A 14,392-nucleotide genomic window follows, 5' to 3' on the forward strand; every position below is an offset into this window, starting at 1 on the left:
TAATATAAATATACTGCCGCACCGCGCGCAGACTGTTTTCGTTGCGACAACCCAGAGGGACGTGACCATAATGACCACGCTGAGCGAGATGATTCTCGACACCACCAGCCCCGACAACCGACGTGATCTGATCAACTCCATCAAGGCGCTGATCGGGGTGATCCTGGCGCTCGTCATCGCCGTGGTTCTCACGGTGCTTCTGCTTCACGAGGTCAACTCGGTCACGAACAACTTCTTCTCGGACCTGATGCCGACATCCCCCGCCAACCGTCCGCATTCGTCGCAATGAAAACCGCCCGGCCTCACTCATGCAGTCAGCATTCGAGTGAGTGTCCGGGCGATTTTCGCTTTTAGAGATTATTTTCGATTCTTTTTGCGGTTTTGACGCTGGTTTTTCTTCTTTTTGCGAGCATCGTTCTTTTGCTTGCTCGCTTCGGCAGTCGTCTTTGCCTTTTTTGCCTTAAAGTCACGATCGCGGTTTTCTTCACCACCCGTTACTTCGTTAACGCCACGCTCAACTGCTGTTTCTGCAAGACGTGTCAGCTCTGTATCGTATTCTTCATCTTCTTTTGCAACAACGTCGTGCTTGTGGACATGCATTACCGCACGAAGCACTTCGTCGCGAAGTGTCGCCTGTAAACTCTCGAACAGAGTTTGGGATTCTGAGCGATATTCAACCAATGGATCGCGCTGACCAACACTGCGCCAGTGAATTCCTTCGCGAAGATGTTGCATGTTTTCGAGGTGTTGCATCCATAGAGTATCGAGCACCTGCAGATAGACTTCGCGCTCGACTTTTCGCATAACTTCTGGAGTGAGCTCGTTCTCTTTGTCGGTATAAATCCGATCGATTTCGCTTAGCGCCAGCTCAAAGCGAGTTTTGTCTTTTTTCTCGGCACCAATAACAGAAAGCTCTTTTTCATCGACAGGAAAGACACTCTGGAACTCGTCGACAAACTTTGGATTGTTCTTTGCGGGAACATACGTCAGCTCACGCAGTTTGTTTTCGATAAGGCGCTGGATTTCTGGCTTGATATCGTCACCCTCTAGAATCTTGCGGCGCATAACATACACGACGCGGCGGTGACGGTTGATGACGTTGTCGTATTGAACCACGTTTTTTCGAGTATCGAAGTTGTAGCCTTCGACACGTTTTTGCGCGGCTTCAAGTGTCTTAGAAACAGTCTTGTTTTGGATCGGCTGGTCTTCATCGACGCCTAGCTTATCCATAAGACTCGCGATTCGCTCACCCTGGAAAATACGCATAAGGTCGTCTTCGGTCGATACGTAAAACTGCGTTTCACCTGGGTCGCCCTGGCGCCCGCCACGGCCACGAAGCTGGTTGTCGATACGTCGTGATTCGTGACGCTCCGAGCCAATAACCACAAGGCCACCTAGCTCCACAACACCCTTCCCAAGCTTAATGTCGGTACCACGACCCGCGATATTGGTTGCAAGCGTAATTGCTCCCTTTTCGCCGGCTTTTTCAATAATCGCCGCTTCGCGCTCGTTGTTTTTTGCGTTCAATATTTCGTAAGGAATCTTTTCTTTATCGAGCCACGCCGCGATCATCTCGTTTTTCGCAATAGACGCCGAACCCACGAGGACTGGTCGCCCTAGCTCGTGATATTCTTTAATCGCGTTTGCAACAGCCTTCAGCTTGCCTTTTTCGGTTTTAAAGATAAGGTCTTGCTTGTCTTCACGGACAACCGGCCTGTTCGATGGAATCTGAATAACATCAAGACTGTAAATCTGCTGGAATTCCTCGGCCTCGGTAAATGCCGTTCCTGTCATACCAGAAAGCTTGTTGTACAAGCGGAAATAGTTCTGGAATGAGATTGTCGCAAGCGTCATGCTTTCTTGAAGTACTGGAACGCCCTCTTTTGCTTCGATTGCTTGGTGAAGGCCTTCGTTGTAGCGGCGGCCCTGCATAAGACGACCGGTGTGCTCGTCGACAATAATCACTTCGCCGTCATTTGTTACGACATAGTCTTTATCACGCTTGAACAATGTTTGTGCGCGAAGTGCCTGGTCCATATGGTAGACAGAACGTACATATTCTGGTGTGTATAAGTTTTTTATACCCAAGAGTTTTTGCACTTTTTCAACACCTTCGTCGGTAAGGGCGACGCTTCGGCGCTTTTCGTCGAGCGTATAGTCTTCGGGGGTTAATTTTGCCGCGATCTTAGAGAACTGGTAGTAGCTATCTGGGTTTTCGGCAGCAGGTGCGCTAATAATGAGCGGCGTACGAGCTTCGTCGATAAGAATCGAGTCTACCTCGTCGACGATCGCAAAGTTAAGTTCGCGCTGACGTAGCAGTTCGACTTCGTTCACCATGTTGTCGCGAAGATAGTCGAATCCAAATTCGTTGTTTGTACCGTAAGTAATATCGGCAGCGTAGGCCTCTTTACGACTAACGGGGCGAAGTTTTCGCATACGAGGGTCGCTGTGCGCCTCGTTGTCGTAATCTTTGTCGTAAACGAATGAGGCATCGTTAACAATAACACCCGTCTGCAGGCCAAGGAAATCATACAATTCACCCATCCAGCTAGCGTCGCGCTGCGCCAGGTAGTCGTTCACTGTTACTACATGAACGCCCTTGCCATCAAGTGCATTTAGATAGGTTGGAAGTGTTGCGACAAGCGTTTTACCCTCACCCGTTTTCATCTCGGCAACGTTACCTTCGTGAAGCGCCATACCACCAATTAGCTGCACATCAAAGTGGCGCATGCCAAGCACGCGCTCGCTTGATTCGCGCACGAGCGCGAATGCATCTGGCAGCAAAGTATCAAGTGTTTCGGTTTTTTTACCAAGACGTTTTTTTAAGACTTCCGTTTGCTTTTTCAGCTCGGGCTTGGTCATTTTTTTGTATTTATCGGTAAGCGCATTAATAGCCCCTACCTTTTTTTCTAACGTCTTCAAAATCCGAACTTGCGGATCACCAAACACCTTTGTCAGTGCTTTTTGTCTGTTTAGCATATAAAGAACCCCTCGTGAAACTTCTGTCAAATTAACTGTGGTCTATTATACGCTGTTTCGTTTTAACAGACAATGTTGGGAAATTACGATTCGCGGGCGTAACTACGCTTAAAGCGACTTAGTACGCCGCGGCTTCCGACATGCGGCATAGTCGCCTGTTTATATTTGCGTAGCTGTGTCATTAGTTTCATCTCTACAATATCCACCGCAGCAAGCATATTTACCGTTGAGTCGCTTGCTTCAACAACGCCACCGGGGACTGTTAATACCACCTCGGCCTCGTATTTATTACCGTGGTCTTTGTTGACTTCTTTTAGTCGCACATCAGCCGTTACGCTTTTGCGTGCGTGCTTTGGCAGGTAGCGATCAAGGCGACCGATCTTTTTGGTGACATACTTTTTCGTCGTGTCATCGAGATCGTACTTGATGCCCGTTATGGTGATTGCTTCAATCATGCTACCCTCCTAACGTTTGGTTGGTACTTATAGTATAGCACTTTTTAAAGAATCTCGCGGCCGCCCATGTACGGCCGAAGTGCTTCGGGAATACGTATTGTTCCATCGGCTTGCTGGTGATTTTCGAGGATAGCAATAGGCCCACGACTAAGCGGTAAACCTGTCGCGTCGTTCGTGTGAATCAGCTCGACAGTTCCATTTTCGCGGCGAACGCGCGTCTTAAGGCGACGCGCCTGGTAGTCGGTCATGTAGTCGGCCGTGTGTGTTTCGCGATATTTACTCTGCCCCGGTAGCCACGCTTCAATATCGACACCGCGCGCGTTTGGCTTACCAATATCAGCCGTGCATTTCATAAGTACCTGATACGGAATCTCAAGCATTTGCATGATTTTTTCTTGCACCGCAATCATGAACAGGTGCTCATTGAGCCCGTTTTCGGCAGTGCCCAAGCTCTCCATTTCGAGCTTGTCGAACTGGTGCATGCGGAACATACCTTCCATATCTTTGCCGTATGTCCCAGCTTCGCGGCGGAAGCTGGTAGCGTACCCAATATAGCGGAGTGGTAGCTGCTTTTCGTCGATGATTTCATCGGCGTGCATGCTTCCAAGAACATGCTCGGCACTTCCCTGAAGCCACAAATCGTCGCCTTCAATCTTGTAGCGATCGTCGCTAGGCTCCAGTCGATCCATCGCATCGTAAAGCTCTGTCCGCAACATGTACGGAGGCAGAACCGGCAGGAATGGTTTGTTGCTGACGTTCAAATTGTTTTCGGCAATTATTTCATCGATAAACGCCTGATCGCTGAGCTTGTCCATAATCATTTGAATAAGGCCAAACTGTAACTTCACAAGATCACCCTTTAGGTAGGCAAAGCGAGAGCCGGCGACTTTTGCTGCGCGTTCTTTATCTAGCCAGCCACGGGCATCGGCTAGCTCGGCGTGGTTCTTTACTGCAAAGTCGAACGTGCGAGGCTCGCCAACTTTTTTAGCAACCACGTTTTCATCTTCGGTCGCCCCTACAGGTACGTCGTTTAGTGCCATATTTGGCACTTTTTTAAGGAGTGTCGTAAATGCTTCGTCGGCTTCGCGGAGGTTTGTTTCGATCGTTCCTAACTGATCTTTAATTGCTTTTCCTTCGGCGATAAGCTCATCACTCGGACGTTCACCCTTCATACGAGAGGAGATGTCATTGCGCTGCTCGCGGAGTTGATCCGCTTGCTGCTGAAGCTGCCTTTTGGATGCGTCCAAACGCAAAACTTCCGCAATAGTGACGTCGTAACCTTTGCGGCGTGCGTTTTCTTGCACGGCATCGGCATTCTCTCGGATATATCGGATGTCTAACATGCCCCTATTATACCCCGGAGAGAGGTAAAAACCTACCACTATTGATATGCTTATGCTTTTATGCTATAATATATGTATGGCTTTTCGTCGACAACTTAGTCCCGAAATGCGCGACGCCTATAAAAAAGAGGTCGTCGCGTCTCTTGAAAAAACTGGCCTTGATCGTGACACAACCCTTGTACTTGGCGGTGGCGCCATGGCACTCGCAGGCATCCGCCCAGCTGGCGATATCGACCTTATGGTTCCGCATTTTGTTTTTACGGATTTAAATACATACCGGCGCACGCCGAGCGGACTAATTCTGCAAAATAAATACGGTGCAAAGCACCCTTTTCTTGAAACAACACCGGTTCATTTACCCCCGGATACAATGAATGTAGATATTACCCATCCTCACGATGCAATGCATCATGCCGGCAGCCCCGAATTAGACGACGAATTTATTGCCACCCTGGATAATTTTGATGCGGTAGATGGCTATCATTTTCTACCACCAGAACTTGTTGCTGCTCATAAAAATAGGCCCGATCGCCCAAACAGCCGCAAAGATCGTAAAGACTTGCGGCTGATTAGGGATTTTCTAAAGGAGCGAGAGTAGCTACTCGGTTCGGAGCGCCTCGATTGGATCGAGCCTTGCTGCCTTTCGTGCTGGAAAATATCCTGCGCCAACGGCAATAATCATGAGGCTTAAAATCAAGACAATGCTTGTCATTGGCTCAAACTTCAGTAGTTCTGTGCCAGGCTCGAGATTAAGGCTTTTTGTGATAAATGGATTCAACAAGCTGGTTGCGACAGCCAGGGCCGTTCCCATTGCACCGCCAAGAAATCCTACCCAGGCAGCCTCATAACGAAAGAGACGACCAATGTCTTTACGGCGAGCACCCAAGGCTTTCATAAGCCCAATTTGCTGAGTGCGCTCAAGCACGCTAATGTACTGGGTGTTGATGATTCCGAATATCGAGGCCAATATGGCCAAGAATCCGAATCCTGCCGCGCCCCATTGAACAACGCTAATAAACTGGAAAAGCGTTTCCTGAATATCTTTCAACGAGAAGACTGAGTATCCGGCCGCTTCAACCGCTTTTTGAACATCCTCGATATTAGCCCCGTCTTTTACGCGGACATTCAAGGCCTGGTATTCGTCACTCTGCGTCAAACCGGCCGTCTGGAATTCGTAAATAGCCCGGCCGTCATCGACAGAAAGTCGTAACGCAGCCTGGTAGCGCATTACCAACGTTGATTTTTTATCCACCGCCGCAATCGTGAAGGTCTTGTCGATATGATCGGCTGCGGCAAATCCTGCGCGTGGCTTTTCTATTCGCACGGTTATTGTTTTACCAAGCGCCTCTTCGGCCGTCTTAAATCCTAATGATTCAAGATATGCCTCGGGTATAACCACTTTTCCTTTTGGAATTTGGTTGTTTGTTAGCGTTCCTGCAAGCAAAGGAAGTGCTGTTTGATCTGCCTTGATGCTGAGCGGGGTTTCGTATTTTTTGCCTGTATTGCCGCTCGTCATATACGCCGCACTAATATTGTATTCTGGCGTAATTTCCCCCACACCCTCAACCGCTTGGATTTTTTTAATATCCTGGTTACTTAGAATACCTTGTTTCGTTGAGACACTTTCAGTGCCATATTCTTTCGGAGCGTCACTATCGCCGTTTTCATCGACTTTTGCAAATACCATAAGATTGCCTGCATCGCCGTTATTCGCGATAAGATCATCAGTATATGCCTGACCGCCAGCGCCAGCAGCAAGTGCAACGGTCACCGTAAACGCACCGACACTAATAGCGAGGCTAGTTAAAAGCGTGCGCGCCTTTGCCTGTCGTAAACTACGACCAGCGCGACGGATTGTATCGCGAATACTCATTAGTTTGCCCCTTTCTTGTGATTTATTTTTTCAATCACGCCATCTTTAATATGAATTTGCATGTTGCACTTAGCGGCAAGTTCGGGATCGTGCGTAACAATAATAAGCGTTACACCGCGCGTTTTATTGTAAGTGAACAGCAGGTCTTCAATCACCGCACCAGTGACACTATCTAGGTTGCCTGTTGGTTCGTCTGCAAACAGAATCGTTGGCTCATTAACAATCGCACGAGCAACTGCGAGTCGCTGTTTTTGACCCCCGGAAAGGTCCCGTGCACGGGATTTCTTTTTGTCGTAGAGTTCAACCGCGCGAAGCGCTTCGACAACCATATGATTACGTTTTCGCGGCGGAACATTGGCAATTTCCAGCGGAAGACTAACATTGTCGTAGCAGCTCTCGTTTGCCTGAACAAAGAAGCTTTGAAAAATAAAGCTCATGCGCTTCGATCGAAATATATCGATCTGCTTGGATTTCATTCTTAGAATATCAACGCCATCAATAACAACTTCGCCCGTCTCTGGCCTATCGAGTCCGCTCATCGCGTGCATTAAGGTAGATTTGCCAGAGCCCGACTTTCCAAGTATCGCAACACTCGTTCCATCGGGAATAGTAAAGCTCGCCTCTTTCAGGGCAACGAACGCATTGCGTTTTTTGCCATATGTTTTTGTAATGTTTTTAACTTCTATCATTCTTCTTCACTTTCAATTGCTATTTTAGTGCAGCTAAGGGTATCGGTACGAGCTGGCATCGAATCTCCATTAACCACCATGGTGCCGCTGCTAATCTCCCATACTTCGATACTTGAACGCACTCCTCGAGGGCATGACTTTTGATCATCAAGATTTAGCGTTTCAATCGTGCCGAGTTCTAGAGAAGCACCGCCTTTTATTGTTGCCTCTACCCGCGAAATTGTCGCGTCGAGTGCTGTTACTTCTGATTTGTTGTCTGCCTCAACCTGCAGCGTTTTTACCGAGCCATCGCTAACGTGAACTTCTGCAGATTCATCAACACTTACAGCTAATGCGTCTTGGGTTTTTGCTGCGTATTCAATCGCCGACTTGCGCTCGGCATTCACCGACTCTAGCGCTGGGCCGTACACAATGATAACTGGCTCACTGCCATCGCACCAAAATGCACGGCATATATCCCATTGCAACGCCTCGGTTTTAATAACCAAGGTGTCATTCTCTACCGTGACCTTTAAGTTCATATCTTGCTCGGTCTTAAGAGCTGATCGAAGCGTTGCCGTTGGCGGCTCTGAACTCACCACGTACTGAACCAGCACGTTTTGCGAATCAACCGAAAGCTTTTTTATATCTGCAACCGTATCCGGAAGCGTAACCTTTGATTCGTGCATGTTTGCCTTTAGTTCACTCGCATAACGAACGTTGCCATATTGAGCCAGGCCAATTGCCGTTCCGAACGATGCAAGCCCAAGAACAATAACAACGCAGATACTTACCAAAACACGCTTGGTCATTTTTTGAACGAACGATGCATACGCCGTAAGGATACAAAGAGTCGTAAATAATGCACCACTCACAACGGCTAGCACGAATGCCGCAGTAAAGAACCCGCCGCCCTCGCTACCGTCGAGATAACTGTATTTTCCGTTATTTGCAATCACCGCCGCAGTAATAAGCGACGTTACGATAGCCGCACCAGCAGCCGTAATAACGCTCATGATCCCCAAAATAATCGTCACAATGCGCTTGGCGCCACCCTCGGACCGCTCCAATTTGCCCGTCTCACTTTCGTTCAGGCGCCGGATCGACTTTGCCGTTACGGGCTTGCCTGCCATTTGGAGCTTATCGGCTGCTGTTCGCGCTGGTGGCACTGCAATCCACAACACCAAGTACACAAGAATTGCCGCACCGCCCGATAAAAATGCAACCAAAATAAATATCAAGCGAGTCCATACTGGGTTAACTTTATAGAATGCTGCGATTCCAGCCAACACACCCCCGGCAACACCCCTGTCTATATCACGAAATAATTTCCGCGACGAGCTATCTGTAGATTCTTCCTCATCGTCATCGGGACCAACGGCAATATCGCCGTCGCCCATAAAGTCGCGGGGCTCGCCAAGTTGCTGCTTTAGAGCCGTAACGTCATCATCTGATATAACACCACCCTTCGCAACACCTCGTTCGCTAAGAATTTCGGTGATACGAATCTCGATATCATTAATAATTTCTGTGTCATCGCTGTATGATTCGAGTGTTTTCAAGTACGCCTCAAGGGTTTTCTTGGCGCTCAGCTCAACGTCGTACGGCGTCTTAGCGATATGAATGCGGGTAATTTCTTTCATATAATCCTTTGTTAGATCTTTTTTAGAGTTGCGTTTAACGTTGCTATTTTTTGCGTGACATGCGCCATAACTTCAGTACCGTACTCAGTTATCCGGTAATACTTGCGCGGCGGACCCTGCTCAGATTCTTGCCATTCATGCGCAAGAAGACCATCCTTTTGCAACCGGCTTAAAAGCGGGTAGATAGTCCCCTCAACAACAACAAGCTCCGCCGCGCTCAGGCGCCGAATAATGTCGCTTGTGTACATGGGCTCGCCGCTACAAACTCGCAGTACGCAGTAGGCCAAGAACCCCTTGCGAAGTTGCACGGCAAGTTGTTCGGCGTAGGTTTCGCTCGTTATTTCTTTTTGTATCATAGTTCTATGTTATACAAGGTACTGTTACTTGTCAATATATGCGCATAAAAAAGAGGCGCACTGTTTTATAGGGCGCCTCGAACAGCAGCATTAAAAGTGCAGCTTACCAGCCGCCACCACCGCCGCCACCTCCCCCGCCGCCCGAGAAGCCGCCGCCACCCGATCCGCCTGAAGAAGAGCTTGTCGATGAACTATACGACGAGCTTTGACTACTAAAACTACTTACAGCCGAAGCAAATACCACGGCATTAAATGTACCATTGCCCGAATACCAATCGGGCTGCGCGCCGGCTGTCTCGTAATACGCGCCTAATTGCTTCGTCCAGTCCTTTTCAACACCAAACAGCACCGCATAAGGCAAAACTCGTTCGTATAGCTTTACCAGTTGCCCCGCATCTTTACCATCTATTGTTTGGCCGGTCTTTTCAGCACCTTCGGGGCTTTGAAGCATTTTTATTCGTTCTTCTTCGGCCACGGTAATGTATTCGTTAAGCCCCTTCAGGTAGTCGCGGAGTTCGGCACCTTTTTGCGTCAACGGCCATACAGTTGCACTAAACACAAACGCAAGCACGGCCGCAATAATAACAAGTGGCGAAAGCGTTACGATACCCACAATAATCGTAATGACACCAATTTTCTTAAATAGTCGAGCGTCTTTCTCGGCTAATTCGTAAAGTCCGTACTTCGTGCGCACCGCTGTCCGAACCGACTTACGCCTTTCCGTGAGTGATTTCTGCAAGGTTAGGTTGTCGCGTAATTTTTTCATAGCAAAGCGCGAGCCAACAGAGGTATTTGATTTACCAAATATAGTCGTCAGCAACTCACGCTCTTCTGATCGTAAATCGGCGATATCCTTAATAATCTCAAGCTCATACTCTGCCTTAGCAAACATTGTCTTTTCTTTAGTCTGATATATCTTTACATAGTGGCGCACCGCGAGGTCGATTATTTCAGCAGTGACATCGGAGGTTTCGTTGCCATATACCTTTGCACTCACCAAAACGCTCGCATCTTTCGGAGGAAGATATTCGGGAATGATCGTTCCCCTGCCCTTTGCGCGGTTAAGGGTGCGGTAATAGCGTACGCTTAGCCAAACAATTAGAGCAATTGCCACAATCGAACCAATAATTACCGCAATAATCCAAAAACCCAGAAGTGCCGCCCATAATTTCTCTTGAAGCGTTGGTTGATATTCCGCAAATGTGTGAGGAGCAAACCCTACCGCCACAGTAATATTCTCGCCTGGTTCCAAGTTCGTCATCGTTACGGTGTAGAGCGTTTCACTCTCAAGTGCGTCTCTTGCAAGTTCACACTGCACGGTAAACCCTTCAATCCCGCGATAGCAAGCGACGTTATTATTGAGCTTATCAGTAAGGGCTTTATCGACATGAATACGCGCCGTCACAAGGTCCATACCTTGTGCCCACTGCGTACCATTCGTATCCCAATAAAACTCATCATCGTTCGTATTACTGAAAAATTTTGTCACGTCACGCTGCAAATAAGTAATGACATACGTCTGCTTGCCGTGAACATATGTGTTCGCGTCGCCAATCCGCACAACACGCATGTCTCCGGAATTATTTTCGGAATACTTAAGAGTATTCCCGGATTCATCAACGATAGATTCAATTTTTAACGACGTTGAATGTTCGTCGTAACGCTGGGGTATCGCCCTTTCGAGCCCATGGTTTTGATCGTACGATGGAAATTCCGCCGTAATTCGCTCGACAGTTTTCAGCGTAGAGCGGCCTTCGCTATCTTTGCCAAGGTAGTAATCGGCCTCAAACGACGAAATAAGAAAATTATCGACACTTTGCGCATGAGCAGACGGCGATGTCACGCCAGATACACCAATAACCGCCAATAACACCGCCCCTAACCCAAGAATAAATCGTTTCATACCCCTACTATAGCAAAGTACAAAGGTATTTTCGTGGGTACTGCTACGAGTTTTGTTTTACCCAAGTATCGAACGCAGCAATAAATTGGCGAAGGTTCTTTATCCACCGCTCGTCAACAAGTTCACCCGAATCGCTAAAGAGTGGCATTGCATTTGCTATATACACCTCTGGTTGACCCAAGGGCTTCATGTCTAAAAATCCAACAATATGACGCAAATCCGATTGAGCCACGGCCGTTCCGACAGGGCCAATAGATGCACCCACCATACCGACTGGCTTGCCGGCGAAAGAATTTGCGCCGTATGGTCGACTCGCCCAGTCGATAGCGTTTTTCAATACACCCGGCACGCTGCGATTATATTCTGGCGTAATAAATAAAACCCCATCGGCCGCTTCAACGATATTCTTCACATTCCGAGCACTTTCCGGATAAGCACTTTCTAGATCTTGATTAAAGAGTGGCAGATTAATATCGACATAGATAAATTCCATGTCCTGGGGCTTTAAATTCTCAAGAGCGCCCGCAAGCATCTTGTTATATGATTTTTTCTGTAGGCTTCCTATGAACACAGCAATTTTTGTCATTTTCCCTCTCCTTTTTATACTATACTTAGTATAGTATAAATTGCGTTTCAATGCTATGCCAAAGTGGCACGCTTCCGCATATCTTGCGTTCTGAAGCTGATCATTCTATAGTAGTCGTAAGTTAGTCTATGAAGATCACGCCAAACCTTTTTCCATTTAGCGGCGACCGCACCCGGGCCGACAAGCGACCCCAAGTAGCCGCCGCCAACCTAAGCCCGATCGACATCGAACTCGCACGCTCTGATCTTATGAAACGTTCAGACGCTATTCGGAGAGGAGTTGATTTTGCTCCGAAGAGAACAGCACGCCGCCTTGCTAATATGGCGCTCGTTTTCGCCAATAGCGAAGCACCGGCCTTTGAACGATCAGCCACCCTCGTACAGACATATGGCAATCTTCTTGCCGGCGATATAAGAACATCCCATACAAGAAATGTAGGAAGGCTTGCCTACGACGCCTTATTTCATGCCTACCCAGAAAACACACCCGATCACTTTACGCGATCACTAAACGACGCAACACGCAACACATACCGACGCGCGGCTCAAATAACAGCTCCAGACAAGCCTTTTCCTTGTGCGCTTGAAGAGGCGTGGGAGGAACAAGACCTGCCCATTGACCCGATTATTCAAGCCACCGAAGAGAAAGTTCTGGCCTCTTATATTCAACGCCAAAAAGAACGAAAGCTCTTAATCGTCAATGAAACCACGGGCGCCTTTGCGTCGCCCGATTTTGACGATTAAAAAACCACCCAGCATATGGATGGCTTTTTAAATCTACCGTCACGCTAACTAGCTAATCGAAATAATTTCGTAGCTAATTTCGCCCTTTGGAGTCGTAATTGTTATAGCGTCACCGACTTTTTTACCCATAAGCGCCTCACCAATTGGTGATTCGTTGCTAATCTTACCCTCTAGCGGGTCGGCCTCTACAGGCCCAACAACGCTGTAGGTAACTGTTTTAGCACCTGTCTTAAGCTCAACCTTGCTTCCAAGAGTAACCTTAGAGCTCTTACCGCTCTTAATAAGCTCTGCGTTAAGCAGAATATCTTCAATTTCTGCAATACGGCTCTCAACAAGACCCTGCTCCTCGCGGGCGCTGTCGTATTCGGCGTTTTCGCTTAAGTCACCGAAATCTCGAGCTTCAGCAATTTTGTCGGCAATGTCACCACGCCGGCCTTTTAGTTCTTCTAGCTCAGCCTCAAGTTCTTTTCGGCCTTCGTCTGTAATCTGGTATGTCTTCTTCATAGTTAGTCCTTATTAGTCAATCTCATTGGTGTGTTTTTGTAACATACACACGCTATATGTGGTGTAATCCTCTGTTATCGGGTTTACAATTCACTCAGTTTAGCAAGCAGTTGGTCGTGTGTCAACACCTCTGTTGCGCCACTTGCTCGAATAGTATATTCGTAGTTTCCCGCCTCTATTAGCCGGTCGCTAACAGTAACTCGGTAAGGGATCCCCATCAGCTCGCTATCGGCAAATTTTGCACCTGGGCGCTCATCGCGATCATCGTAGAGTACTTCAATTCCCTTCGCGCGTAACTCATCGTACAGCACGTCTGCCTGCTTGGCCGCTGCGTCGCTACCAATTCTCACAAGATACACCTCGGCAGGTGCAATACCCTTTGGCCATACAAGGCCTTTTTCGTCGCTGAAATGCTCGGCAAGCACCCCCATAAGACGACTGATGCCGATTCCATAGCAACCCATGATAATCTGCTGCTTGTCACCCTTTTCGTCTGTGTAGTAAACATCCAATGCGTCGGTGTATTTTGTCTCGAGCGGAAAAATATTACCTACCTCAACACCTTTTTTCTGCACCAGTTTCGATTTATCTAGGCCGAGTTTTGCAAGATTTTCATCGGTATACACTTCTTCGTTGATAGCAAGACGTTTTTCCTCGTCTACATAAATCGTATCTTCGCCAATATCGCTTAACGTTTGGAATTCGTCGCTAAAGCGCTTTGTAAAAATTCCTCCATCGGCCGCTGTACGATAGGTAATGTCCCCGATTCCAAGACGTTGATATACTCTGTGATAGGCTTCGGCAGCACGCTCATAGAGCTCAAGATGCTCTTCTTGGGTTCGGGCGAGCGAGTACATGTCTTTCATGACAAATTCGCGCCCACGCAGTAGTCCGCTCTTAGCCCTTAGTTCGTTCCTAAACTTATTCTGGATTTGATAGACAAAAATCGGCAAATCTTTATACGAGTTGACGTAAGGTGCCAAGGCATCGACAATTGGTTCTTCATGCGTTAACCCCAAGCCAAGCTCGGTTCCGTTCGCCAGTTTAGTCTTAAACCAGTTGTCTACCTTTGCATCGTCCCAACGGTCGGTCTTTTCGAATATATCCTTAGGTTGCAAGGCGGTCATCATCACTTCTTGTCCGCCAATTTCGTTCATTTCCTCGCGCACAACTTTTTTGATGTTTTCAAGAACGCGAAGCCCAAGCGGCAAATACGCATACACCCCGGCCATTTCTTTATGGATAAACCCTGCACGAATCAAAAGTTGCGCGTTTTTAGCTACTTCGTCGGCTGGGGCTGTTTTGCTTGTTTTAGTAAATAGTTGTGAGACTCGCATAG

At 47.8% G+C, this 14,392-nt stretch carries 14 protein-coding genes; 3 read left to right on the forward strand and 11 right to left on the reverse strand.

The genetic code is table 11. The annotated features are described in order from the left end of the window. The first annotated feature begins 70 nt into the window (after window positions 1-70). Window positions 71-289: a hypothetical protein gene (locus HZB75_03970; protein QQG50662.1), complete on the forward strand. Its 219-nt coding sequence runs from the start codon at window positions 71-73 to the stop codon at window positions 287-289. Between the two features lie 68 nt (window positions 290-357). Here the strand turns inward: HZB75_03970 and secA are convergent, their stop codons facing one another. The 3 genes from secA to serS form a co-directional block, all read right to left on the reverse strand. Continuing rightward, window positions 358-2,979 (reverse strand): preprotein translocase subunit SecA, encoded by a 2,622-nt coding sequence (secA, locus tag HZB75_03975; GenBank protein ID QQG50663.1) that lies wholly within the window; start codon window positions 2,977-2,979, stop codon window positions 358-360. A gap of 83 nt (window positions 2,980-3,062) precedes the next feature. Next, on the reverse strand, window positions 3,063-3,434 hold the full coding sequence (raiA, locus tag HZB75_03980; GenBank protein QQG50664.1) for a ribosome-associated translation inhibitor RaiA: 372 nt from the start codon (window positions 3,432-3,434) through the stop codon (window positions 3,063-3,065). Window positions 3,435-3,478: 44 nt separating this feature from the next. After that, window positions 3,479-4,777 carry a serine--tRNA ligase gene (serS, locus tag HZB75_03985; GenBank protein QQG50665.1) on the reverse strand — a complete coding sequence of 433 codons (1,299 nt, stop codon included), beginning with the start codon at window positions 4,775-4,777 and terminating at the stop codon, window positions 3,479-3,481. A gap of 76 nt (window positions 4,778-4,853) precedes the next feature. On the opposite strand from serS, the gene HZB75_03990 reads away from it, so the two are divergent. Next, window positions 4,854-5,375 carry a hypothetical protein gene (locus HZB75_03990; GenBank protein QQG50666.1) on the forward strand — a complete coding sequence of 174 codons (522 nt, stop codon included), beginning with the start codon at window positions 4,854-4,856 and terminating at the stop codon, window positions 5,373-5,375. Here HZB75_03990 and HZB75_03995 read toward each other — a convergent pair whose 3' ends face one another. The 6 genes from HZB75_03995 to HZB75_04020 form a co-directional block, all read right to left on the reverse strand. Beyond that, window positions 5,376-6,650, reverse strand: a complete 1,275-nt coding sequence (locus HZB75_03995) for an ABC transporter permease (protein ID QQG50667.1) — start codon at window positions 6,648-6,650, stop codon at window positions 5,376-5,378. After that, window positions 6,650-7,339 (reverse strand): ABC transporter ATP-binding protein, encoded by a 690-nt coding sequence (locus HZB75_04000; GenBank protein ID QQG50668.1) that lies wholly within the window; start codon window positions 7,337-7,339, stop codon window positions 6,650-6,652. Before HZB75_04000 ends, HZB75_03995 begins: the two co-directional genes overlap by 1 nt. Further along, window positions 7,336-8,961: a PspC domain-containing protein gene (locus HZB75_04005; protein ID QQG50669.1), complete on the reverse strand. Its 1,626-nt coding sequence runs from the start codon at window positions 8,959-8,961 to the stop codon at window positions 7,336-7,338. Before HZB75_04005 ends, HZB75_04000 begins: the two co-directional genes overlap by 4 nt. Window positions 8,962-8,972: 11 nt before the next feature. Next, window positions 8,973-9,317, reverse strand: coding sequence for a PadR family transcriptional regulator (locus tag HZB75_04010; protein QQG50670.1), 345 nt, complete (start codon window positions 9,315-9,317; stop codon window positions 8,973-8,975). A 103-nt stretch (window positions 9,318-9,420) separates the two neighbouring features. Beyond that, window positions 9,421-11,220: a DUF2207 domain-containing protein gene (locus HZB75_04015; protein QQG50671.1), complete on the reverse strand. Its 1,800-nt coding sequence runs from the start codon at window positions 11,218-11,220 to the stop codon at window positions 9,421-9,423. A gap of 43 nt (window positions 11,221-11,263) precedes the next feature. Then, entirely contained in the window at window positions 11,264-11,806 is a 543-nt protein-coding gene (locus HZB75_04020; GenBank protein ID QQG50672.1) for an NAD(P)H-dependent oxidoreductase, read from the reverse strand. A gap of 128 nt (window positions 11,807-11,934) precedes the next feature. Here HZB75_04020 and HZB75_04025 point away from each other — a divergent pair, with 128 nt between their 5' ends. Next, on the forward strand, window positions 11,935-12,549 hold the full coding sequence (locus tag HZB75_04025) for a hypothetical protein (GenBank protein QQG50673.1): 615 nt from the start codon (window positions 11,935-11,937) through the stop codon (window positions 12,547-12,549). Between the two features lie 48 nt (window positions 12,550-12,597). Here the strand turns inward: HZB75_04025 and greA are convergent, their stop codons facing one another. Next, a complete protein-coding gene (gene greA, locus HZB75_04030) occupies window positions 12,598-13,053 on the reverse strand; it encodes a transcription elongation factor GreA (protein ID QQG50674.1) in 456 nt (151 codons plus the stop codon). A gap of 83 nt (window positions 13,054-13,136) precedes the next feature. Further along, entirely contained in the window at window positions 13,137-14,390 is a 1,254-nt protein-coding gene (locus tag HZB75_04035) for a prolyl-tRNA synthetase (protein ID QQG50675.1), read from the reverse strand. Between the last annotated feature and the right edge of the window lie 2 nt (window positions 14,391-14,392).

The organism is Candidatus Saccharibacteria bacterium (assembly GCA_016432585.1).
Classification (GTDB): domain Bacteria; phylum Patescibacteriota; class Saccharimonadia; order Saccharimonadales; family Saccharimonadaceae.

Coding starts and splice junctions, on each gene's coding strand:
- HZB75_03970 (QQG50662.1), top strand. CDS start 71: ATGACCACGCTGAGCGAGATGATTCTCGACACCACCAGCCCCGACAAC.
- secA (QQG50663.1), bottom strand. CDS start 2,979: ATGCTAAACAGACAAAAAGCACTGACAAAGGTGTTTGGTGATCCGCAA.
- raiA (QQG50664.1), bottom strand. CDS start 3,434: ATGATTGAAGCAATCACCATAACGGGCATCAAGTACGATCTCGATGAC.
- serS (QQG50665.1), bottom strand. CDS start 4,777: ATGTTAGACATCCGATATATCCGAGAGAATGCCGATGCCGTGCAAGAA.
- HZB75_03990 (QQG50666.1), top strand. CDS start 4,854: ATGGCTTTTCGTCGACAACTTAGTCCCGAAATGCGCGACGCCTATAAA.
- HZB75_03995 (QQG50667.1), bottom strand. CDS start 6,650: ATGAGTATTCGCGATACAATCCGTCGCGCTGGTCGTAGTTTACGACAG.
- HZB75_04000 (QQG50668.1), bottom strand. CDS start 7,339: ATGATAGAAGTTAAAAACATTACAAAAACATATGGCAAAAAACGCAAT.
- HZB75_04005 (QQG50669.1), bottom strand. CDS start 8,961: ATGAAAGAAATTACCCGCATTCATATCGCTAAGACGCCGTACGACGTT.
- HZB75_04010 (QQG50670.1), bottom strand. CDS start 9,317: ATGATACAAAAAGAAATAACGAGCGAAACCTACGCCGAACAACTTGCC.
- HZB75_04015 (QQG50671.1), bottom strand. CDS start 11,220: ATGAAACGATTTATTCTTGGGTTAGGGGCGGTGTTATTGGCGGTTATT.
- HZB75_04020 (QQG50672.1), bottom strand. CDS start 11,806: ATGACAAAAATTGCTGTGTTCATAGGAAGCCTACAGAAAAAATCATAT.
- HZB75_04025 (QQG50673.1), top strand. CDS start 11,935: ATGAAGATCACGCCAAACCTTTTTCCATTTAGCGGCGACCGCACCCGG.
- greA (QQG50674.1), bottom strand. CDS start 13,053: ATGAAGAAGACATACCAGATTACAGACGAAGGCCGAAAAGAACTTGAG.
- HZB75_04035 (QQG50675.1), bottom strand. CDS start 14,390: ATGCGAGTCTCACAACTATTTACTAAAACAAGCAAAACAGCCCCAGCC.